This window comes from Pseudomonas syringae group sp. J309-1, from assembly GCF_032582135.1.
GTDB classification, from domain to species: Bacteria; Pseudomonadota; Gammaproteobacteria; order Pseudomonadales; family Pseudomonadaceae; genus Aquipseudomonas; species Aquipseudomonas quasicaspiana.
Map to the genome: position 1 here is coordinate 41,784 of NZ_JAWHNU010000039.1, position 21,557 is coordinate 63,340.

A 21,557-nucleotide genomic window follows, 5' to 3' on the forward strand; every position below is an offset into this window, starting at 1 on the left:
GCTTTTAATCCTCGGAGACCATCATCATGGAATGGCTATCGGAATTTGGTGCCATCGCGGCCATGCAGGGGTTCAACGGGTTATCCGTGTTCTGCGTACTGCTGTTGATGGCCCTGGGGCTGGCGATTATTTTTGGCCAGATGGGCGTCATCAACATGGCCCACGGTGAATTTCTTACCATCGGCGCGTACACCACCTACGTCATGTCCAGCCTGACGTTGCAGTACATGCCGTCCATGCAGCCTTATTACTTTTTCTTCGCCATCGCGTTGTCGTTCGTGGTGGCCGGTGCCGTCGGCTGGGTGGTCGAATCGGTGATGATCAGCCGTTTGTACCATCGCCCACTGGATACCTTGCTCGCCACTTGGGGGTTGTCGCTGGTGATGCAGCAAGCCTTTCGCTCGATCTTCGGTGCCCGGGAAGTCAGCGCCACGCCGCCTGAATGGCTGATGGGCTCGGTCAGCCTCAGCGATGCCATCGAGATTCCTCGTAACGGCCTGTTCGTCATGGGCCTGACCATTCTGCTGACCGCGACGATTTTTCTGATGCTGTACCGCACTCGCTGGGGCCTGCATGTGCGTGCCACGGTGCAGAACCGGATCATGAGCCGTGCAGTGGGGATCAATACCCGCAAGGTCGACCGCATGACGTTTGCCCTTGGCTGCGGAGTCGCCGGAGTCGCCGGTGCTGCGTTCACCACCATCGGCTCCACCGGGCCAACCGCGGGTTCGCTGTACATCGTCGACACCTTCCTGGTGGTGGTTTTTGGTGGCGCGCAAAGCCTGTTCGGCACTATCGCGTCGGCGTTTGCCATCGCTCAGACCCAGTCGATTTCCGAATTCTTCATGAGTGGTTCCATGGCCAAGGTGCTGACCCTGTCAGCCGTGATCCTGATTCTACTGATGCGCCCGCAAGGGTTGTTTTCCAGCAAGGTCCGTAAATGAACGTGCACGAAATTAAGGCGGCCCCATGAATGCTCTGAACAAAATGCTCGGCGGCAAGCAAGGCGTGGTTGGCCTGCTGATCCTGGCCGCGCTGATTCTGGTGGTGTTCCCGCTGACGCTGGACGCCTTCAGGCTGAACATGGTCGGCAAATACCTGACCTACGCTTTTGTCGCTGTTGGCCTGGTGCTGTGCTGGGGCTACGGCGGGATTCTCAGTCTCGGCCAAGGCGTGTTCTTCGGCCTGGGCGGGTACTGCATGGCGATGTTTCTCAAGCTGGAAGCATCGGACCCGGAAAGCACCAAAATCCAGTCCACCCCCGGCATTCCTGACTTCATGGACTGGAACCAGATCACCGAACTGCCTTGGTTGTGGGTGCCGTTTCACAGCTTCACGTTCACGGTGATTGCAGTGATCGGCGTGCCGGTGATTCTCGCCCTGGTGATCGGGCTGGCGATGTTCAAACGTCGGGTGGGCGATGTGTATTTTTCCATCGTGACTCAAGCCATCGCGCTGATTCTTACCGTGCTGATCATTGGCCAGCAAGGGTTGACCGGCGGCGTCAATGGCATCACCGATCTGAAGACCCTGCTGGGTTGGGACATCCGTGGAGACGGGGCGAAACTGGCTTTGTACTTCATCAATGCAGGGCTGCTGCTGGTCTGCATTCTGATCGGTAAATTCATCCTCGCCTCCAAGCTCGGCCGACTGCTGATGGCCATGCGCGACAAGGAAGAGCGGGTGCGTTTTTCCGGCTATGACGTGGCCAGTTTCAAGATCTTCGTGTTCTGCGTGGCGGCAGCGTTCTCGGCCATTGGCGGGGCGATGTTCGCCTTGCAGGTGGGCTTCATGTCGCCATCGTTCGTGGGCATCGTGCCCTCCATCGAAATGGTGATCTTTGCCGCCGTAGGCGGGCGCATGTCCTTGCTCGGCGCGGTGTACGGCTCGCTGCTGGTCAACTACGGCAAAACCTATTTTTCCGAATCCTTCCCTGAGTTGTGGCTGTACCTGATGGGTGGCCTGTTCATCGCGGTGGTCATGTACTTCCCCAACGGCCTGGCCGGTTTGTGGGAAAGCCACGGCCGCAAATGGCTCGCCCGAGTGCGCGGCAAGCCTGCGCCGGTGCTTGAAAAGCCGCATATCACACCGGTTCAGGCCATGCCGAAAGCCAGCGTCACGCCACTGGAGACTCAGCCATGAACAGCCCGACTGGCTTTCAAATGAACAAACCAGTGCTGGCGATCGAAGGGCTGACCGTGTCTTTCGACGGTTTCAAGGCGGTGGACGACCTCAATCTGTACATCGACCGCAACGAAGTGCGGGTGGTGATCGGTCCCAACGGCGCTGGAAAAACCACCGTACTGGATCTGATCTGCGGCAAGACCCGGGCCATGGGCGGCAGCATCCAGTTCGAGGGCCGGGAACTGACCAAAATGCATGAGTACGACATCGTCCGGGCCGGGGTCGGTCGTAAATTCCAGACCCCGTCGATCTACGACAACCTGAGCGTGTTCGAAAACCTGGAAATGTCTTTTCCGGCAGGGCGCTCGGTGTTCGGCGCGCTGTTTTTCAAGCGCTCCGATGAAGTGGTGGCGCGCGTCAGAGACGTTGCGGCGGACATCTTCCTCGGTGATCTGCTTGAACAGCAGGCGGGCTTGCTCTCCCACGGCCAGAAACAGTGGCTGGAGATCGGCATGTTGCTCATGCAAGACCCACAACTCTTGATGCTCGACGAGCCGGTTGCCGGGATGAGCGTCAGTGAGCGTTCGCAGACGGCCGAGTTGCTCAATCGGATCAGTCAGGGCCGCTCGGTGCTGGTTATCGAGCACGACATGGAGTTCGTCAAAAGCATCGCCCACAAGGTCACGGTGCTGCATCAGGGCAAGGTGCTGGCTGAAGGCAGCATGGAGTCGGTGCAGAACAACCCGAAAGTCATTGAAGTTTATCTGGGCCACTAATCAGGAGCGCGGCATGTTCAATATCAATCAGCTGGCGTGTGGTTATGGCCAGAGCCAGATCCTTCATGGCCTGGACCTCAGCGTCGAGAAGCAGGAAATCGTTGCGGTCATGGGCCGCAACGGCATGGGCAAGACCACGCTGTTCAAAAGCCTGATGGGCATCCTGCCGCAATGGGGCGGGCAGGTGCAGGTCGAGGGTGTGGACGTGTCGGCCATGGAAACCCATTCGCGGGTTGAGCACGGCATGGCTTATGTGCCGCAGGGACGAATGATTTTCCCGGCCATGAGCGTGCTGGAAAACATCCAGACCGGCTTGCCTGCATCGGCTCGCGGCGTCGTGCCGGAAGATTTGTACGCGTTGTTCCCGGTGCTCTACGACATGCGCGGCCGCCGTGGCGGCAACCTGTCCGGCGGTCAGCAGCAACAACTGGCGATCGCCCGTGCGCTGGCGACCAACCCCAAGGTGTTGCTGCTCGATGAGCCAACCGAAGGTATCCAGCCGTCGATCATCAAGGACATCGCCCGCACCCTGAAAGAGATCCGAACCTTGCGCAACCTGACCATCGTGGTCTCCGAGCAAGTGCTGTCGTTCACCCTGGAAATCGCAGACCGGTTCCTGGTGATCGAGAAGGGCCGCTTCGTGATTGAAGAGACCCGGGCCAATGTCGATGAAGCGACGATCAGTCGGTATTTGTCGGTGTAGTCATCCCCAAGATATGTAGCGTTTGATCAGGCGCCATCGCGAGCAAGCTCACTCCTACAGGTGAGTGCATTCCAACTGTAGGAGTGAGCTTGCTCGCGATGGCGTCAGTACAGCCAACCGAGGAACCCCAGGAGAAACGCCATGACCGAAACGCTGATCAAAGTCGACCTCAACCAGCCTGCCACTGAAAACGAGAACATCCACAACCGCTGGCACCCGGACATTCCGATGGCAGCCTGGGTCAAGCCGGGGGATGACTTTATCCTCGAAACCTATGACTGGACCGCAGGTGCGATCAAGAACGATGACGACGCCAGCGACGTGCGCGACGTGGACCTGTCCACCGTGCATTACCTGTCCGGCCCCATTGGCGTGCATGGCGCTGAGCCGGGTGACTTACTGATCGTAGACCTGCTGGACATCGGCGCGCGGGCCGATTCCCAATGGGGGTTCAACGGGTTCTTTTCCCGGCAGAACGGCGGTGGCTTTCTGACCGATCATTTCCCTTCGGCACAGAAAGCCATCTGGGACTTCAAAGGCATGATGACCAGCTCCCGACACATTCCCGGTGTGGAATTCGCCGGTCTGATTCACCCTGGCCTGATCGGCTGTCTGCCGGATCACAAGATGCTCGCCGAGTGGAACAAGCGCGAACAGGAACTGATCGACACCAACCCGACCCGCGTACCGCCACTGGCCAACCCGCCCCATGCGAAAACCGCGCACTTGGGCAAACTCAAAGGCCCGGCTCGGGACATGGCTGCCGCGACCGGCGCTCGTACCGTGCCGCCTCGTGAACACGGCGGCAACTGCGACATCAAGGATTTGTCCCGTGGTTCGAAGGTGTTCTTCCCGGTGTATGTGGACGGCGCGGGCCTGTCGGTGGGCGATCTGCACTTCAGCCAGGGCGATGGCGAGATCACCTTCTGCGGCGCTATCGAAATGGCCGGCTGGGTGCACATGCGGGTTGAGCTGATCAAGGGCGGCATGGAGAAGTACGGCATCAAGAACCCGGTCTTCAAACCGAGTCCTATTGTGCCCACGTACAACAAGTACCTGATCTTTGAAGGTATCTCGGTGGACGAATCAGGCCAGCAGCACTACCTGGACGTCAACATTGCGTATCGCCAGGCGTGCCTGAACGCAATCAACTACATGACCAAGTTCGGCTACTCACCGGCTCAGGGTTACGCGTTGCTGGGTTCGGCACCGGTGCAGGGACATATCAGCGGCATTGTCGATATCCCCAACGCCTGCGCGACGTTGTGGCTGCCGACCGAGATCTTCCAGTTCGACATCAACCCGAACGCCAACGGCCCGACCAAATTCATTGATGGGCTGGTTGATTTGCCGATTGCTTACGATTTGTAGCGGCGGTCTTCATTCGGCGGGACCTGTGATGCAAAACCTGTGGGAGCGAATTCATTCGCGAAGGCGGTGGTGAATGTGCCGACGTCTTCCCGGATGAATCCGGTCCCACAGATTGAGATAACGACCGGAGCAAATCTATGCCCCTATACGAATTCGATTGCCCCAGCTGTGGGGATTTCACAGCCCTCAAGCCCATGGCCGAAAGCGGTGCGCCGTGCGCCTGCCCGGATTGCGGCGAATCGAGCATGCGGGTGATCTTGTCTGCGCCCGGCTTGAGCACCGTGTCAGGCAACAAACGTCGCGCCATCGAGACCAATGAACGCAGCGCCCACGCCCCGAAAACCGTTGCCGAATATCAGGACAGCAAACGCCACCCGAGCGGCTGCAGTTGCTGCGGACCGAGCAAGCCCGTCGTGCCCACTAAAACCAACCCCCATGCTCTGAAAGGCAAAGCGGCAGGGCGGCCGTGGATGATCAGTCATTGAAGTTAGCTTGCCGGGCTGGGCACCCGAACCTTTGGGAGATTCTATGTTGGCCTGCAAACCTGTGGGAGCGAGGCTTGCCCGCGATGCAGACGACTCGGTTTGTCAGCTACACCGTGTCATCGTTCATCGCGAGCAAGCTCACTCCTACAGGTGAGTACCAATATTTGTGAGCGGTGCCTTGGCCGAGCCTCATCCGGACAGGACGATAAACGATAACGCAGTGCAGTCTTCCAGCCTCGTCTCATGTATCGCGGGCAAGCCCGGCTCCCACAAAAGCATCGTGTCAAAAGGGTCAATTGCGCCAAGGCCTCAGCCATACCGCGAGGCCAATCAACAACAATGCGCCATACGCACAACTCAACCCCAATTGCAGCCAGGTGTTGCTGATCGGGTGCAGCACCAGCGCCGCGATCAGCATGGCCGCGGCGCCCAGCGCCCACTGGCTTTGCCAGGGGACAAACGTCAGCAATTGTTGGCGACGCATCAGCAGCAGGCCGGTCATGATTGCGCCGATCAGTGCTGCAATGGCGATGCCGATCAGACCGAAGAAAAACGGCAAAACACCCAGCAGCAGGGCGTTGCACAGGTTGCCGATCAGCTCGCAGTTCAACGGCATGCGGGTATCGCCAGCCGCGTAAGCGTAACGCGCAAGCAAGGCATTCCAGGCACCGAACATCAGCGGTACGGCGAACCAGGCGAGCAGTTCCGGCAACGGTCCGTCATGGGCCAGGGTTGGTAGCAGCAATACCACCAGCGCCCCGGAAGCGCCGATCAGGCCGGCGATGGCGGGCAGGGTCAGCAACGTGGCGCTGCTCAGGCCCTTGCGCAGCAGCACCAGACGCTGATCGGCAGCACTGCCGCTCATCAAACCCAGCAGCACCTGATTGAGACTCATCAAGGCAATCAGCGGCAGGTTGATCAGCTTGCGCGCCAGGTTGATCCACGTCACGGCACCTTCGCCCAGCAACGAAGCGACCATTCTTTCCAGCAGTGCCAGACCCTGACTGGCGAGGTTACTGCTCAGCAGCGGCCCGATGCGCTGCAGCAGTTCCCGACCGATGCCGGGTTCAGCCTGCCAATGCCAGGGTTTCCAGCCCATGCGATATAACGTCGGCAGCAGCGTGCCGGGCATCAGTAAGCTGCCCAGCACGCAAGACAATGCCAGGCCGACTGGCGTCGCTGCATGGCTGGCGACGGCGAGGTAGATCACCGGTGGCAGGTTGAACAGCAACGAACCCAGCCCGGCCATGACGAAACGCGAGCGCGCCTGTAGCGGTACACACAGCAACGCGTGCAAGAGAAAGCCCGGCGCGCACCATGCCAGCCATTGCAGGCTGCCGCCCGCCAGCGCGTAACCACTGGCATCCAGCCCAGGCCCCACGCCACGCACCCACAGCGGTGCACCAAGACTCAACAGCAGCGCCAATGCCAGACCACAGAGCAGCAATCGTGGCGCCAGGGCATTCAGCCAGCGCTGTTGGGCGAGCAGGTCTCGCTGTTGATACAACGGCAACGCAGCCGCGCTCAACAATCCGGCAGCCAGGGCCATGCGCAACGCTTCTGGAAGAAACATCGAGACCAGAAACGCGTCGCTTTGCGCGCCCGCCCCCCAAGCGGCCACCAGCAGCCATTCCCGGGCAAATCCGGCAGCCAGCCCGGTGAGCGTGGCGAGCGTGAGCCACAGCGTTGAACCCAGCATGCATCAGCCTCAGTGAAACAAAGCGAACAGGCCTTTGCCGCCCACTTTGTAATTGAGGCCACGGGCACGTTCGCCTTTGATTTCGGCGTTCGGGCCGCTGACGATGGCGTAGGGCGGGATGGGTTTGGAGACCACGGCAGCGCCGCCCACGACGGCACCTTCACCAATGTCAGCGCCGAAAGAGAGCAGGGCGCGGCTGCAGATCCAGGCATAGTCATGAATGCGCACCGGCCCGCCGACTGCCCAGAATTCCGGTGCCTGCAGGTCATGACCGCCTGCGATGATCAGCACGTGGGACGCGACGGTTACGTGGTCGCCGATGATCAAACCGCCTCGCGCATCCAGCTGACAATGCCAGCCGATGGTGGTGTCTTCACCGATGCGCAAACTGTCGACACCAAGGATTTCGGTGTTGCGCCACACGCTGGAGCCCTTGCCGATTTTAGCCCCGCCAATACGTAGCCAGGTCAGGCGCAAGGTGTGGCTGGGGATTTTGCAGATCAGAATGTTGTAAGCCTGTTCCCACGTGCGCAGCATGCGGTCGCGCAGGGTGGGCCAGTTGATTCCGTACAGCGGAATCAACGCGCCGGGCATTTCCGTGGCCAGCAAGCGATAGAAGCGTCGGGCCAGCGGGTGTTCAATACGCGGCTCGATATTCAGGTAGCTGATGAACGACAGCGTGCGGCCCTTGATCGTGGTTTCAAAGCACACGTCGTGACTGAGCATCCATTCATAAGCGCTTTGCAGCTCTTCAAGCTCAACGCCCATTTTGCGCGCGTACTCAGGCAAGGCCAGGTGCAGGTCGTGGGAGTGCATCAGACGGTGTTTCATGATTTGATTTCCTGCTCCGGTAAGGCGTGTCGAACGAGGGCCGCCTGGCTTTTCAAGCGTTTTGCCTCATGCAGATTGATACCCAGCATCAGCCAGAACACGGCGATGAGCACGCTGGTGAAACTGAAATAGTGATCGAACAGGCCGCTGGTCAACGCGGCCAGCAGGCCGGTGGTGGTGCCGAGCCAGATGGCGTTGTCATGGGTGAGGGTGATGAAACCGTCTGCCGGGCGGGTTTCACGCCACCAACTGACGGTCACTGCAATGAACAGCAACATGCCGGGAATGCCCATCTTGTAGATGAAGTTCAGCCACAGGTTGGAAATCCCGAACAGCGTTGCACCTGGCACCGGCGGGTCTATCTTGAAACCAATGCCCATGGGGAATTTGGCCATGGCGTCGGGGAAGTTGCTGTACTCAAGGAAGCGAATCGCGGTGCTGGTGTCGTCGTTGGTGAACAGGGTGAAAATCCGTTCCTGCAACGGCGGATAGAACATCAACAGCAATGCCCCGGCAACGCCGCCGCCCATGAGGACACGGCCAATGAAAGGCACTCGTTTGCGGGCCATCCACATCATGACCAGCGCCAGGCTGACCAAGGCTCCGCGAGAACCGGTCAGCAACAGACCTATGCTGCCCAGAATCGCGACGGCAAAACCCAGTGATCTCGGCCAGCCGCTGCGGGTCATGCCAATGCAGAACCCCAGCGGCACAATCAGCGCCATGGCGCCGCCCGCGACATTGGGGTGCATCCAGGGTGTGCCCATTCGGTCGGCCAGCGAGAGCAGGCTTTCGTTCAGCACGTCGACGCCGCCATAACCAAGAACCCCAAGGACCGGGATCATGGCGACGGCCGTGCGCGCTTTCAGAAACACCGGAATCGACAGCAACAGCAGCAACAGCGTGCCGAGCAGCAGTGCGCAGATCATTTGCTCACGGTATTTCTGCTGATCCAGCAAGCGCGGCACCAGAAACAGAGCCGACAGATTGAACAGCCAGCGCACCCAGTTGATGGGGCCGTTGCCCAGCGCAGTAATGGTCAATTGCCCGACGATAAACGGTAGAGCGCTGTACAGCATCAGCGCAATCAGCAGCCGTTCCGTACGCAGCAACGGTGGAACTCGTGGCGGGTCGGTGAACATCCGGTGCGCCAGATACGCCGCCCAGACCAGCATCAGCAGTGCTTCGGAAATAGTCGTGCGAATGCCGACATTCACGGTGGAGTAAGGCAAAAACGTGGCCAGCACGCCAAACAGCAGCAAGCCACGCAGGGGACGACGAATCACCGTGGCGACGGCGACCACGCCGATCATCGCCGCCACCACCTTGAACGCAGGCAACAGCCAGAACATCGCGCCAAACAATAGACCGAAGAGCAAGCCGACGGGCATTGCCAATGGCATCAGCGCAGCTCCTCGATCAGCTCATCGAAGCGCTGGTTGAAAGCTTTGGGTCCATATCCGGCAGCCCAGGTCTTGAGTACTTCAGGGTCTTCCTTTTCAGTGTTGGCCAACGTGCCCATAAGGTTGATCAGCGCACCGGTGTCGGTAGGTGAAAAGCGCGGGCTGCCGGGCGGGGTGATTTCATCCAGTGAGGAACCGCTGGCCACGGCTACGGGAGTGCCGACCCCCAGTGCTTCCACGACCGGCAAGCCAAAACCTTCGGCATAGGAGGGCTGCCACATGCGGTCGGCCCGGGCGTAAATGGCGTGCAGTTCGGCATCAGTGATATCGCTCAGGAAGTGCAGTCCGGGCAACGCCTGCTGTGCGGGAGGCAAGTGTTCCGGTGCGCCGATCAGGATCAGGTCCGGCACGTTCTCGAACTGGCGACGGGCGCTTTGCCAGGCATCGATGAACCAGCCCATGTTCTTGCGCGGCTCTCGGGTGCCGACGCACAACCAGTAACGTTCCGGCAGCGTCCAGCCTTGCAGGTCCGAAGGCGCATCGCTCCAGCCGCTGACCAGCGCGGGCAATACGCGCAACTTGTCACGGGTCTCGGGAAACAGGCGGATGCATTCATCGGCGGTGAATTGCGAGGGCGTCCAGATGCGGTCCGCGACTTTTAGTGAGTGAGCGATGGACAGCCGATCGGTGACGCCGTAAATCCGCGCCTTGAGCTGTGAGCCATGGCTGTTTTTCAGGGTCAGCTGGAAGAGGTCCTGCAACTGCAGCACGTAACGCATACCCTCGGGTTTGCGGCCCAGGGGCAGGCCCATGTTCATGTTGCAGATGTACACCTGTACTTCCGCGTCGCGCAGGGCCTTGGGCAAAAACAACCCTTCGAAGCGCAAGCGTTCCGGCAGTCGGTGGATGCCGTTGAGAGGGGTTGACCATTTCGGGCAGTAGGCCAGGCGGCGGATCGGGTGGTCGAACGGCGCTACGCTGAACAATTGCACCTGGGTGTTGGGGTTGGCTCGCGCGGCTTCCTCGAGGGCGATGTTCTGGCGGCCGATGCCGCTGTTCGGGTAGCCAGTCGCTGGCCGGTAATCCAGTCCTATACGCATGGGCGCGGCTCCTGTTCGGCTTTGACTTTGGCGGGCGTCAGTCGGGTGTAAATGCGCTCCAGTTGAGCGGCAGATACCGACCAGTCATGGTGGTTTTGCACGTATTTGCGGCCGGCTTCGCCGATCTGCGCAAGACGCGCGGGTTGTTCAATCGCTTCGGTGATGATCCGGGCCAGTTCCAGAGGGTCTTCGCTGCCCAGATAGTGCTCGCCGTTGACCACGGCAAGCCCCGAGCTGCCCTGGTCGGTGGTGACCACCGGCAACCCGGCTGCCATGGCTTCCAGCACCTTGAGCTTGGAGCCGCCGCCCTGACGTAGTGGTGCGAAAAATATCGCGGTGTTGTTCTGCAAGGCTCGCAGGTCCGGGACGAAGCCCTGAAACTCGATGCGTGGATCAGGCCAGCGATCACGCCACGATTCGGGCAAGGCGAAGCCGCACACCACGAAGCGCAAGGTGGGCGCGTGCTGCCAGACCTTCGGCATGATTTCGCTCAGGGCCCATTCGATAGCGTCCACGTTGGGGCCGTATTCGTAGTTGCCAATGAACAGCAGGCGATTGCTGTAAGGGTCCGGCTTGACCTGGGCGTAGTAGCCGCAGTCGACGCTGTTGACGACCACCGCAGTGGCCTTGCCACTGAGTCGGGAGATTTCCTTGGCGTCGTCTTCTGTGACCGCGATCAATTGATCGGCCTGACGGAACACCCGGCTTTCCCAGTGGCGATAACGCCAGCGATCATAGCTGGCGAACAGGTTTGCCCAACGCGGCAGCCGGTCGTAGCTGGTAGCGCCCATGGCCGATTCAACGTTGTGTTCGGTCATCACGAACGGCTTGCCGGATCGTCTCAGGGGCTTTTCGAGGGGTTCGAAACCGTACGTATGCTGAAGCTGGATCACATCCCAGTGCTCCTCCAGCAATCCTTCGAAGACCTCGCTCAGGCGCGGTGCATAGCCGTTGATACAGGCCAGCATGGGCGCTGGCGCCACGGCGATCGCCATCAGCGTCTTGAGGCTTTTGAGCGGACGGCGCGGCACGACGATCAACCGTTCCAGCCAAGGCTCCAGCGCGTCACGGGCACTTTGATCGACGTCCGTCTTGGACTGCACCAGCAACGTAATCTGGTGGCCACGCGCAGCCAGATTGCGCAGCAGGTGGTATTCCCGCGTTTTGCCGCCGCTGGTGGTAGGCCAGGGCATGTAGGGTAGTGTCCAGAGAATTCGCATCGCTCAGGGTTTCCATTCCAGAATTTGCAAGGTCGGCTTGAGGGCCACGCTGACGCCTTGGGTCTGAGTATTGTCGGTACTGCCCACTTCGGTGCGCGTGCCGCTCAACGGATCGTGAATGACCGCTGATTTGATCGCCGGAAACGTCAGGGTGGTGCCCGTAGCACTCCAGAACATCAGCAGCCGTGTGCCGTCGCTGCGGGTCCAGGGCACGGCATACAGATCGGCGGGTACCGTGCTGACGCCCGGCGGATCGGCAGGCTCCAGACGCGGGCCGGTGATGGTCAGAAAATTCTTCAGGGCGGTGTAGACCGGTTTCGGATTGCCCTGCAGATCAAGCAGACCGTAAGCCTGATCCCGGGCGCTGGCGCGTTCGTCGAGATCACTCAGGTTGAACAGGAATATCCGTTGGTAATCCATCGCGCTCATCAGCGCCAGGCGGCGCAGGGTGTAGTCGGCCTGGCCTTGCACACCGATGATCGCCTGCATTTCCACCGGGCCGTTGTAACTCGACCAGCCCCATTCGGTGGCCCACACCTGCTTGACGCCGTTGCTGTGCAGCAGGTTGTTCATGGCGTTGGCTTTGATCAGAAAATCCCGGTCGGGCGGTGAGTCACCTTCCGGATACTCGGAATACGGGTGATAGGCGGCCACGATGTTGCGGGTCCCCAGACCCCGATCCACCAGGGTTTGCAGCATATAACCCGGGGTGCTGTGCATCTGGCTGTAGTAGGCCATGCCCGCAGTGACGATGGTCTTGTCCGGTTCGGCTTTGCGGATCGCATCGGCCGTTGTCGTCAAAAGGGTGTCGTAGGCCACCGGGTCTTCTTTAGGCAGCCAGATAATGTTGGGCTCATTCCAGACCTGCCAGTTGTCGACCTGCGGATAACGCTGTGCCAGCGAGGCCATGCGCGCGGCAAACACGTTGAAATCCCGGGGCGGGTATTGGTCGCGGCTTGGCACGCCCTCAGGAGCGCTGCTGACATAAGGCGCAGAGCCGACCAGATACGCGAGGATGTTGTAGTGGTGGGTGTTCATGGTCGCCATTGCGCCGTCCAGATCAACCAGGTCGAACTGATTCTGCTCGGGCTCGATGATCGGCCAGTGAATGGTCAAGCGTACCCAGTTGAGGCCCAGCGCATCCAGTTGATCCATCTGCTGCTGGTACATCGCGGGTGAAAAATACTGGAACTGCGCGTTGACGCCCAGAAAGTCCTGCCAGACAACCGCGCGGGGTGCACGCAGGACGGTTGCCGCCTGTGCATCGGGTATCCAGTCAGACACCAGCGCCGAACAGGCCAGCACACTGGCCAACCACAAACCCGCTGCAGATTTCATCTCAGTCGGCCTCGCATGCGTTTTGAAACAGCTGACGGAAGCGCTCGGCGGTCTGGCTCCAGACCCGTTGCTGCCCAAGGATTCTGGCCTGCGCGGCCCATTGCTGGGCCCGTTCCGGTACCGCGCAGACTTCATTCAAAGCCGCGCTCAAGGCCGCGACATTACCTTGAGGGAAAATCATGCCGTTGCCGTGGGACACCTCTTCGGCAAACGAGCGGGCATCGGACGTGATCACCCCGCGCCCGCACGCCACGGCCCAGGAAAGCGCGCCGCTGGTGCCGCGCAAATTACCCAGCAGCTTCAGTTTGCTGGATTCGCGGTACGGCAAGACCATGACGTGGTGGGCCTGAATGACATCCGCAATGGCCTCCGCTGGCAGGTCCAGATTCCAGTCGATCACGTCGGTCAGCCCGAGCTGTTTAATGCGCAGGCGCAACTGGTCCAGATAGCTGCCGGACGGACCGAAGGCCATCTCCGGCTCGCTGCCGCCGGCGAGGGTCAGGCGCACCCGGGAGCGTAACTGTGGCTGACGGTTGAACAGGTCGGCCAGGGCATCCAGCAGGTCTTCGATACCCTTGCCGCGATAAATAAAACCGAAGTACAGCAGGCGCATGGTGTGCAGCGGCGGCAGAGAAACAGGCGTGATGGGGAGATTGCCATGGGCAATGACTGCCATCTGTTCCTCGCGCAAGCCCATGCGCTGACGCAATGCCAAACCTCCTGCCTGAGTCAGTGTCACCAGCCGGGTCATGCTGCGCGCCAGTTGGCGTTCTTCGCGCAGGCACAGCGGGTCGGCCATGACCGTGGCGATTTCCGGCAGCGGCGAGGGCAGCGAGCTGGCCAGAGACAGTGGCCATGGGAGCTTGGCCCGTCGCCAGACCAGGCGCTCCGGATCATGCACGGTCGCCGTCAGTGGGAGTTGCGGGAAACGTTTGCGCAAGGTGCGCAGGGCATGAAACTCCGCGAGTCGGCCGCCGCCGATTTCGGCATGAACCAGATCGATGCCTTGCCAATCGGTTTCAGCCACCCGTTGAACGGCACGCATCTGGTCGTTGCCGACCCCCGCAAGCGGCGTGCTGACCCGCACGCCAAGTTGCTCCAGCGCATGTTTGAGGTGCCCGGCGTAGTCGGCTATGCCGTTCTGCTCGGGCGGTAGTGGCGCGAGTAGGGCAATGTGCATGTCAGCCTCGGTTCTGGAAGCGTTTGAGGTAATCCATCACGCGTTTAGGCACTTTGTAACGGCGACGGTTGATGATGATGCCATCCACTTTCTTGAACGCGGTATGCAGCGTTGCCAGCACGTTTTCCAGCATCGGCACGGTGGTTTCTTCGGCTTTGACGATCAGCAGAATCAGGTCGGAATCGCGCAGCAGGGCAAAGGCATTCTGGTTACTGAAAATGCTCGAAGCATCAATCAGCAGTATTTCACCCGGAACCGCCGGACCAGGGCCTTCGGTACGCACCCTGTAGCCTTGCTCCTGCAGCAGGTTGGCGAGATGGCCGATGACGAAGCTGACACCTCCGCCTTCGTGAGATGAAGTAAACCCCAGCGCCAGACCCTTTTCCGCGACCTGCCGCAAAGGCAGGGTTCCGTACAGCCTGTGCAGGCTGGCCGTGAACGCGGTATTGCGTGAGTCTTCTGCGTTGCCCAGTTCCTGGAGGCTGGTCCAGACCGGCACGCCGAAACGGGTCTCGATCTTGTCACCGTCGTGGATCCGTTGATCCAGCAGGTAGAAGAAGTACATCGCGACCAGGCCTACCCCGATGCTCAATGGGAATGCCAGGATCAACATCAACATGCTTTTCGGGAAGACCCGACTGGGGTTGAAAGTGGCCTGCTCGATGATGGCAATGTTGCTGATCTGACTGCGATCCAGTTCGCGGTCGATGCGTGCTTTCTCGAGGCTGCTGCTGTACAGGGCGAAACTCTTCTCGGCGGCGTCCAGTTCGCCCTGCAGGCGGGACATCTCCGGCTCCAGATTCAGCGCCAGTTGGCGGCCTTTTTCCCACTGCGCCAGTTGCAGGTTTTGCTGCGTCAACTGGGTTTGCAGGCGGGCGTAGCTAGCCTGCTGGTCGGCCAGCACGTTCTGCATCCGATTGTAGATCGGGTTGGGGGTGATGCTTTCTGAACGCTGGATGGTTGCATCCTGCTGGGTCAGCAGTGCCTTCAGGTTAGTGATCTCCTGATTCAGCGCACGAACCGGGGGGGCCGATTCCTTGAAGGAGCGCAGCAGTTCCTGGCGTTCGACTTCCTTGCCGTTGATACGGTTTTGCAAATCCTGACGGTTAGGGTTGAGGCTCAGTTCGCGACCGGCACTGACCGTTTTCGACTGTTGCCTGAGCTGCTCCTGTAGCTTGTCCAGGCCCGCCTTGGTGGAGGCGATCGAGCGCAGGGTGTTGTTGCGCTCGGTGGTCAGGTCGTTAAGGCCCTGGGAAGTATCGGCCAGACGCTGGGCAATGCTCACCGCACCCAGTTGATTGAGGTACGTCTGGATTTGCTTCTTGTAGCTGAGAATCCGCGCCTGAGTGGCTTTAACTTCGGTTTCGTAGAATTGATAGAGACTGACCCGGCCGAGCACACGGGTACGTTGCTGTTCGTACTCGGAGATCCAGGCTTCCAGAACATCCTTGGCGACCTTCGGGTCATTCCAGGAAAAGGTCAGTTCCATTACCGCCGAGCCAGGGTCATGGCTGACTTTGAAGTTTTTCGACAGATCCTCTGCCAGACGCTCCTCCGGCGAGCGCTTTTCGACCAGGCCAATAAGCTGCAATGCACCTCGAAACACACCAATCACCGAGCCTACCGTGTCCTTGAGCAGGTTCTTTATCGAGGCCAGAACACCTTGCTCCTGTTCGGCTTTGGATATTTCCGCCAGGTATTTTTCGGCAACCGTACGCATGATCGGCCGACCGGTCAGCATGCGCTCCTCATCGAGGATCGGATCGCGCTGGGCGCTGGGAATCACGATGGCCTGACGGTCGGCGAACTCGATGGGCACGGTGCTGCTGTCGCGACCTGGCTTTACCAGCAACAGTGCGGTGGATTCGTAGCGGTTGGGCAGTAAAAAGGCACCGAGCACAATGATGATGAAAGTGACCATGACGGTCAGTCGAACTTCATGTTTGAAAATGAAGAACAGGCGCAGCAAGTCGCGCAGTGAACGGATGTTGATCATGTCTTTTCCCTGACTTTAGTTTTCGCTGCGCAGGTTGTAATTCACGCCGAAACCCAGTGACTTGGCAAAAGGGATCAGTTGGTTGAAATACAGATTCACGCCGTCGGCCTTGTCACCCACTGTTGACTTGGGCACGAACACCACATCGCCGCGCTGTAACAGCACCGGGCCGCGCGGCCCCGAACTGTCTGCCCAGAGCAGCTTGCTGAAGTCGAAAAAGTAAGTCTTGTAAAGACCGTTGTCTTCCTGACGGAGCAGGGCAACCATCGTCGCGTCTCCGTCATTGGCAACCCCTCCGGCACCGACAATCGCCTGAACCAGTGTGGTGGCAACCGTGGCGGGCAGGGCCGTCGAATTACGCACCGCGCCACCGACAAAAACGGTGTTGCCGGGCGATTGCGAGATGTTGATGGTCATCGCGGTTTCGCGGTAGACGTCCTGCAGTTTGCTCTGCAGGTGTTCGGTCAATTGCGGCAAGGTCATGCCGGCAGCCTGCACAGAACCGATATACGGATAACTGAACGTGCCGTCGTTGAGCACCTGGAACAGTGTGAGTTCGTAGATGGAGTTCGCCGTAAAAGCGGAAATGGACGGTGCTTCGCCGGTGTTGCGTACGATGCGCAAGGTATCACCGGGTCGCACGCGTTGCGGTGGCAACGGCTTGCCGGCGAGCGCGCGTCCTGCGGCTTTACCGGCTTCAATCTGTGCGGGGTCGTCTGGCAAACCCACACGTGCCGGGGTGCTGCAGGCGCTGACCACTAACAGGCCCAGCACCAGCAAGGTAGTTCTGACCACCCCCAAACTCCTGTCTTGCATGAATACAACTCCCGTTGCGGGTAAACCAATCATGTAGGCGGATTACCGCTGTCATCCCTGTTGCATGGTGCGTGCGTGCACAGCGCGTGCCGCTCTAGAGGTATATCGTCAGGTGCGTCAATTTGGTTAATAAAATCCAGAAGGTCATGAGGCCGGGGTTGGTGCCGCTACCCGGCCATACACATCAGTGAAACGTACGATGTCGTCTTCGCCCAGATACTCGCCGCTCTGCACTTCGATCATCACCAGATCAATCACCCCCGGGTTGACCAGCCGGTGGGTATGACCCGGTTTGATGAACGTGGATTCGTTGGTGTCGAGCATGAATTCACGTTCGCCGTTGGTGACGCGGGCCATGCCGCTGACCACGATCCAGTGTTCACTGCGGTGGTGGTGCATCTGCAGCGACAGCGAAGCTTGCGGGCGAACCACGATGCGTTTGATTTTGAAACGCTTGCCTTCTTCGAGCACGGTGTAAGTGCCCCAGGGGCGGGTGACGGTACGATGCAGGCGATAGGCATCGTGGCCCTGGCGCTTGAGCTCCTGAGCAACGAATTTCACATCCTGGCTGCGTTTGCCGTCCGCGATCAGCAATGCATCCGGAGTGTCGATGATGATCAGGTCATCCAGGCCGACGCCGCCGACCATACGTTTGGAGTCGATGTAGCAATTGCTCACGTCATGCAGCACGGTCGGCCCGTTGCACTGGTTACCCTGAGCATCGGCAGGCACCAGCTCACGCACGGCCTGCCAAGAGCCGATGTCGTTCCAGCCCAGTTCGCAAGGCACCACGGCCACTTTTTGCGAGCGCTCCATCAGGGCGTAGTCAACGGAAATGTCCGGCGCTTTGGCGAAGGATTCGCTGTCCAGTTCGATCTGCAACTCGTTATTGCCTTCCTTGCTGGGACTCAGTTCCAGGCAGGCTTTGACTGTTTCGAGGACTTCCGGCGCATGTTTGGCGAATTGGTTGAGCAGGCTGTCGGCGCGCATGCAGAACATGCCCGCGTTCCACAGATGCAGACCACCATCCACATACGCCTGTGCAGTGGTCGCGTCTGGCTTCTCGACAAAGCGTGCGACCTGATAGCCGTCGTTGTTGAGCGACTGGCCTTTTTCGATATACCCGAAACCCGTTTCCGCTTTGCTGGGCAGAATGCCGAACGTCACCAGCCAGCCATCGTCCGCCAGCACCCGGGCGGCCTGGACCGCTTTGGAAAACGCTTCGACATCGGCGATCAGGTGATCGGCAGGCAGGACCAGCAATTGCGCATCGTCGCCATATAACCTGGACACGTGCAACGCAGCCGCCGCCAGTGCGGGCCCTGTATTACGACCGAACGGTTCGAGGATGAAATCCAGTTTTACCTTGGTCTTGTTGAGCTGACGGTAGTCGTCAACCGTACGGAAATAGACTTCCCGGCTGGTCACGGTCAGCAATTGCTCGACATTCGGCAGGCCCACGGCCCGATTGAATGTTTTCTGCAGCAGGCTTTCTCCGTCACGAAGGCGCATGAAAGGCTTGGGCATGGCTTCGCGCGAGACCGGCCACAGCCGGGTACCGGCGCCGCCGGCGATAATGCAGGGGATGAGGATGCTCATCAATAAGCCTCACGAGTGAAGAGCACTGCAGGAACAGTGCGCAGAAGGATGTAGATGTCGAACCAGACGGACCAGTTTTCGATGTACTCCAGATCGAATTCCACACGCTTTTCGATCTTTTCCACGGTGTCTGTTTCACCACGATAGCCATTGATCTGCGCCAGACCGGTAATGCCCGGCTTGACCCTGTGGCGTGACGTGTACTCCTTCACCGCTTGCTCGAAGAGAATCCCGGCCGCTTTGGTGGCCGTTGCATGGGGGCGAGGTCCTACCATGGACATGCTGCCTGCAATCACATTGAACAGCTGAGGCAATTCATCCAGGCTGGTTTTGCGTATGAAGCGCCCGACCCGTGTGACCCTTGCGTCATCCCGGGTGGTTTGTTGCGCTGCGGTTGCATCACTCTGGTGGTGATACATCGAGCGGAATTTGCAGACCTTGATCATGCGGTTGTTGTAGCCATAACGGTTTTGCCAGAACAACACCGGGCCGCGTGAGTCCAGTTTGATTGCAACCGCGATAGCGAGCATGACCGGTGACAACAGCACCAATGCCAGACTCGATAGCAGCATGTCCTCCAGCCGCTTGAAGAAAGGCGACCAGCCGGAAAGCGGAACGTCCGAGGCATTGAACATCGGCAGATTGGCGACTTCGGTGATCCGGTTGTGCGCGTGGCGAAAAGCGACCATGTCCGGCACCAGCAGCACATTGACCGGCAAACGGCGCAACTCACGGATGATGTAGTCCATGCGGTTTTCCGCCGACCATGGCAGGGCGACCAGCACCTGAGTGACCTTTTCTTCGCGAATCAGACGTTCCAGATCGTTGCTGTTACCCAGCAGGGGCAGACCGGCCATAGTCTTGGGCAAACGTCCGATTCGGTCGTCAATAAAGCCGCTGACTCCGGAGCGAATATCCTGATTGTCCAGCAGGTACTCAGCCAGCCGCTTGCCGTTCTCAGTGGCACCCAGAATGATCGCGTTCTGCAGGAAGAAACCTTTTTGCATCAGGTGCCTGAACAGCACCAGCATGAACAGCCGCTCGACGCAGAACAGGGCAAGACTGGCGATGTACCACATCACCAGATGATCGTCGGTGAGGTAGTCGAAGAACGCCAGAGACTTATGCAAGAACAGCAGCAGGCAGAACGCGGCGGACCAGGCCACAATAATCAGGCGAAAGCGTAGCGCGTTGCTGAACAGCGCTTCAGAGTAAACCCCAAGGGTCTGGAATATCAGGACGCATAACAGGCCATAGAAGCCCAATACCGCAAAGTAGCTCTGCGGTACGTCAGAAAGGCTTTCTCTGGAAAAAAGGAATATCAGCACGCCTGGCAGGATGCTGGTGATCCCGTGCGCAAGACGAATACCGAAAAGAAAATACACAATCAAACTGGTTCTGGTTTGCAGGAGGCTGTTAACAGGCTGCAATCGCATAACGCTTCCTCACTTCATCGGTCCGTGACTACTTAGCTGCGATCCACATACGAAGCGCTTTCAAGTTGAAGTCAATAAAATGTCCTTTCCTGACGTGCTTGGTGAATATAGCCATTTATTTGGCTTCTGCACGTCAAGTGATGCTGATTTTTACTGTTATTACAAAAGGGGTGTAGGCCTAATACTTTAGTTGGGTAGGTATTGTTCCTAAATAACGTGGGCACTCCCTCATACGAGGGTATATCGGCAGTAAAGCTCAAGAGCTAAATAAAATCATTGTGCGCATTTGATTCTCTTTCGATTTTTTCCCTTTAGAGGTTATGCCCGCCGTCGCAAGGTCCAGAGATTCCCGATCCGATCTAACGTTTTCGGGGGGATCGTCCACTGCGCAGGAGACATTAAAAAATTATCTGCTTCGGAAGGGCTTTTTTCTGTCCGCTGCGGTCAACATAGTGCGCATGAACTCAGGGGAGCGAGTAGCAATGACACGACGGGCATTTTTGATTTTGCATGGCAAGCAGGCACTTAACGAAGAAGTGCGTGAGGCCGTGACCCGAAAACGTCGCGAGGGCTGGGAGCTCGACGTCCGTCTGACGTGGGAGGGCGGCGATGCTCAGCGGTTGGTCAGCGAAGCGCTGGCAGCAGGGCACTCGCAAATCATCGCGGGTGGCGGCGACGGAACCTTGCGCGACGTTACAGAAGCGCTGGCCAACGCCGACACCGACGCTGAGCTGACCATCATGCCGCTGGGCACTGCCAACGACTTCGCCCGGGCAGCGGGTGTTCCGCTGGAGCCTGACGCTGCGCTCGATCTGCTGGATGTGCCTGCCCGCCCGGTGGATCTGGGTGAGGTCAATGGCAAGGTGTTCCTGAACATGGCAACCGGCGGCTTTGGCAGTCAGGTCACGGCGAATACGTCTGAAGATTTGAAGAAGGTGTTGGGTGGAGCGGCGTATCTCTTTACTGGACTGACGCGTTTTAGCGAGCTGAGCTCGGCCTATGGCGAGTTGAGCGGACCGGATTTCCACTGGAGCGGCGATTTGCTGGCGCTGGGCATCGGTAACGGTCGCCAGGCCGGTGGCGGGCATGTGTTGTGCCCGTCGGCACTGGTCGATGATGGTCTGCTGGACATCAGTATTCTGCCTGCGCCGCAGGAAGTGGTCGGTACGCTCAGGAGTCTGCTGGAGGGCGGTCTGGGTATCGACAATATGTTCATCCGCGCACGGCTGCCGTGGGTTGAACTCAAGTCGGCACAGGGGCTGGACATTAATCTGGATGGCGAGCCGTTGTCTGGAGAGAACCTGCGTTTCTCGGCGCGTCATGCGGCTTTGAAGGTTCACTTGCCAGTGGGGTCTGAGTTGTTTGGCGGTACGGCCCGGGTTTCTGGTTGATATAGTTGCGCTGTGTACATATCCATTACAGCTTTCACTGCTTCTATTGGTTGCGCTTTTACAGCGCCTCACTTTTGAAAGGAGCCGGA

18 protein-coding genes are annotated in these 21,557 nt (G+C 59.2%); 7 read left to right on the top strand and 11 right to left on the bottom strand.

Going from position 1 to position 21,557, the window contains the following annotated elements:
• Positions 1-26 precede the first annotated feature (26 nt).
• The 6 genes from urtB to RX972_RS19500 all read left to right on the top strand — a co-directional run bounded on the left by urtB (position 27) and on the right by RX972_RS19500 (position 5,459).
• Complete coding sequence (gene urtB, locus RX972_RS19475; protein ID WP_027900944.1) at positions 27-944, top strand: urea ABC transporter permease subunit UrtB; 918 nt, start codon at positions 27-29, stop codon at positions 942-944.
• Positions 945-969: 25 nt separating this feature from the next.
• A complete protein-coding gene (urtC, locus tag RX972_RS19480) occupies positions 970-2,142 on the top strand; it encodes an urea ABC transporter permease subunit UrtC (RefSeq protein WP_231666545.1) in 1,173 nt (390 codons plus the stop codon).
• A complete protein-coding gene (gene urtD / locus RX972_RS19485) occupies positions 2,139-2,900 on the top strand; it encodes an urea ABC transporter ATP-binding protein UrtD (protein WP_316877660.1) in 762 nt (253 codons plus the stop codon). Before urtC ends, urtD begins: the two co-directional genes overlap by 4 nt.
• 13 nt (positions 2,901-2,913) lie before the next feature.
• Positions 2,914-3,603 carry an urea ABC transporter ATP-binding subunit UrtE gene (gene urtE, locus RX972_RS19490; RefSeq protein WP_316877661.1) on the top strand — a complete coding sequence of 230 codons (690 nt, stop codon included), beginning with the start codon at positions 2,914-2,916 and terminating at the stop codon, positions 3,601-3,603.
• Between the two features lie 141 nt (positions 3,604-3,744).
• A complete protein-coding gene (gene fmdA, locus RX972_RS19495) occupies positions 3,745-4,974 on the top strand; it encodes a formamidase (RefSeq protein ID WP_027898416.1) in 1,230 nt (409 codons plus the stop codon).
• A 137-nt stretch (positions 4,975-5,111) separates the two neighbouring features.
• Positions 5,112-5,459: an FmdB family zinc ribbon protein gene (locus tag RX972_RS19500; RefSeq protein WP_122397566.1), complete on the top strand. Its 348-nt coding sequence runs from the start codon at positions 5,112-5,114 to the stop codon at positions 5,457-5,459.
• Between the two features lie 292 nt (positions 5,460-5,751).
• Here the strand turns inward: RX972_RS19500 and RX972_RS19505 are convergent, their stop codons facing one another.
• The 11 genes from RX972_RS19505 to RX972_RS19555 form a co-directional block, all read right to left on the bottom strand.
• A complete protein-coding gene (locus tag RX972_RS19505) occupies positions 5,752-7,158 on the bottom strand; it encodes a lipid II flippase MurJ (RefSeq protein ID WP_316877662.1) in 1,407 nt (468 codons plus the stop codon).
• Positions 7,159-7,167: 9 nt separating this feature from the next.
• Positions 7,168-7,989: an acyltransferase gene (locus RX972_RS19510; RefSeq protein WP_316877663.1), complete on the bottom strand. Its 822-nt coding sequence runs from the start codon at positions 7,987-7,989 to the stop codon at positions 7,168-7,170.
• Positions 7,986-9,392, bottom strand: coding sequence for an O-antigen ligase family protein (locus RX972_RS19515; RefSeq protein WP_231677590.1), 1,407 nt, complete (start codon positions 9,390-9,392; stop codon positions 7,986-7,988). Before RX972_RS19515 ends, RX972_RS19510 begins: the two co-directional genes overlap by 4 nt.
• Complete coding sequence (locus tag RX972_RS19520) at positions 9,392-10,492, bottom strand: glycosyltransferase family 4 protein (RefSeq protein ID WP_027901618.1); 1,101 nt, start codon at positions 10,490-10,492, stop codon at positions 9,392-9,394. The genes RX972_RS19515 and RX972_RS19520 overlap by 1 nt, the downstream gene beginning before the upstream one ends.
• Complete coding sequence (locus tag RX972_RS19525; protein ID WP_316877664.1) at positions 10,483-11,712, bottom strand: glycosyltransferase family 4 protein; 1,230 nt, start codon at positions 11,710-11,712, stop codon at positions 10,483-10,485. Before RX972_RS19525 ends, RX972_RS19520 begins: the two co-directional genes overlap by 10 nt.
• 3 nt (positions 11,713-11,715) lie before the next feature.
• Positions 11,716-13,050: a cellulase family glycosylhydrolase gene (locus RX972_RS19530; protein ID WP_231673835.1), complete on the bottom strand. Its 1,335-nt coding sequence runs from the start codon at positions 13,048-13,050 to the stop codon at positions 11,716-11,718.
• A gap of 1 nt (position 13,051) precedes the next feature.
• On the bottom strand, positions 13,052-14,230 hold the full coding sequence (locus RX972_RS19535; protein ID WP_316877665.1) for a glycosyltransferase: 1,179 nt from the start codon (positions 14,228-14,230) through the stop codon (positions 13,052-13,054).
• A gap of 1 nt (position 14,231) precedes the next feature.
• Positions 14,232-16,226: an exopolysaccharide transport family protein gene (locus RX972_RS19540; protein ID WP_316877666.1), complete on the bottom strand. Its 1,995-nt coding sequence runs from the start codon at positions 16,224-16,226 to the stop codon at positions 14,232-14,234.
• A gap of 15 nt (positions 16,227-16,241) precedes the next feature.
• Complete coding sequence (locus RX972_RS19545; protein WP_049827074.1) at positions 16,242-17,042, bottom strand: polysaccharide biosynthesis/export family protein; 801 nt, start codon at positions 17,040-17,042, stop codon at positions 16,242-16,244.
• 144 nt (positions 17,043-17,186) lie between these two features.
• Complete coding sequence (locus tag RX972_RS19550; protein WP_316877667.1) at positions 17,187-18,641, bottom strand: mannose-1-phosphate guanylyltransferase/mannose-6-phosphate isomerase; 1,455 nt, start codon at positions 18,639-18,641, stop codon at positions 17,187-17,189.
• Positions 18,641-20,077 carry an undecaprenyl-phosphate glucose phosphotransferase gene (locus RX972_RS19555; protein WP_027901625.1) on the bottom strand — a complete coding sequence of 479 codons (1,437 nt, stop codon included), beginning with the start codon at positions 20,075-20,077 and terminating at the stop codon, positions 18,641-18,643. The genes RX972_RS19550 and RX972_RS19555 overlap by 1 nt, the downstream gene beginning before the upstream one ends.
• Positions 20,078-20,559: 482 nt before the next feature.
• Here RX972_RS19555 and yegS point away from each other — a divergent pair, with 482 nt between their 5' ends.
• The gene (yegS, locus tag RX972_RS19560) at positions 20,560-21,468 is read left to right on the top strand and encodes a lipid kinase YegS (protein WP_231666551.1); all 909 of its coding nucleotides are present in this window, start codon (positions 20,560-20,562) and stop codon (positions 21,466-21,468) included.
• Positions 21,469-21,557 lie beyond the last annotated feature (89 nt).

Excerpts from the sequence above, each read along its gene's own strand:
- urtC (WP_231666545.1), top strand. The coding sequence starts at position 970 with ATGAATGCTCTGAACAAAATGCTCGGCGGCAAGCAAGGCGTGGTTGGC.
- RX972_RS19525 (WP_316877664.1), bottom strand. The coding sequence starts at position 11,712 with ATGCGAATTCTCTGGACACTACCCTACATGCCCTGGCCTACCACCAGC.
- RX972_RS19555 (WP_027901625.1), bottom strand. The coding sequence starts at position 20,077 with ATGCGATTGCAGCCTGTTAACAGCCTCCTGCAAACCAGAACCAGTTTG.
- RX972_RS19505 (WP_316877662.1), bottom strand. The coding sequence starts at position 7,158 with ATGCTGGGTTCAACGCTGTGGCTCACGCTCGCCACGCTCACCGGGCTG.
- RX972_RS19540 (WP_316877666.1), bottom strand. The coding sequence starts at position 16,226 with ATGATCAACATCCGTTCACTGCGCGACTTGCTGCGCCTGTTCTTCATT.
- RX972_RS19545 (WP_049827074.1), bottom strand. The coding sequence starts at position 17,042 with ATGCAAGACAGGAGTTTGGGGGTGGTCAGAACTACCTTGCTGGTGCTG.
- fmdA (WP_027898416.1), top strand. The coding sequence starts at position 3,745 with ATGACCGAAACGCTGATCAAAGTCGACCTCAACCAGCCTGCCACTGAA.
- RX972_RS19535 (WP_316877665.1), bottom strand. The coding sequence starts at position 14,230 with ATGCACATTGCCCTACTCGCGCCACTACCGCCCGAGCAGAACGGCATA.
- RX972_RS19550 (WP_316877667.1), bottom strand. The coding sequence starts at position 18,641 with ATGAGCATCCTCATCCCCTGCATTATCGCCGGCGGCGCCGGTACCCGG.
- RX972_RS19520 (WP_027901618.1), bottom strand. The coding sequence starts at position 10,492 with ATGCGTATAGGACTGGATTACCGGCCAGCGACTGGCTACCCGAACAGC.
- urtD (WP_316877660.1), top strand. The coding sequence starts at position 2,139 with ATGAACAGCCCGACTGGCTTTCAAATGAACAAACCAGTGCTGGCGATC.
- RX972_RS19515 (WP_231677590.1), bottom strand. The coding sequence starts at position 9,392 with ATGCCATTGGCAATGCCCGTCGGCTTGCTCTTCGGTCTATTGTTTGGC.
- RX972_RS19510 (WP_316877663.1), bottom strand. The coding sequence starts at position 7,989 with ATGAAACACCGTCTGATGCACTCCCACGACCTGCACCTGGCCTTGCCT.
- RX972_RS19500 (WP_122397566.1), top strand. The coding sequence starts at position 5,112 with ATGCCCCTATACGAATTCGATTGCCCCAGCTGTGGGGATTTCACAGCC.
- RX972_RS19530 (WP_231673835.1), bottom strand. The coding sequence starts at position 13,050 with ATGAAATCTGCAGCGGGTTTGTGGTTGGCCAGTGTGCTGGCCTGTTCG.
- urtE (WP_316877661.1), top strand. The coding sequence starts at position 2,914 with ATGTTCAATATCAATCAGCTGGCGTGTGGTTATGGCCAGAGCCAGATC.
- urtB (WP_027900944.1), top strand. The coding sequence starts at position 27 with ATGGAATGGCTATCGGAATTTGGTGCCATCGCGGCCATGCAGGGGTTC.
- yegS (WP_231666551.1), top strand. The coding sequence starts at position 20,560 with ATGACACGACGGGCATTTTTGATTTTGCATGGCAAGCAGGCACTTAAC.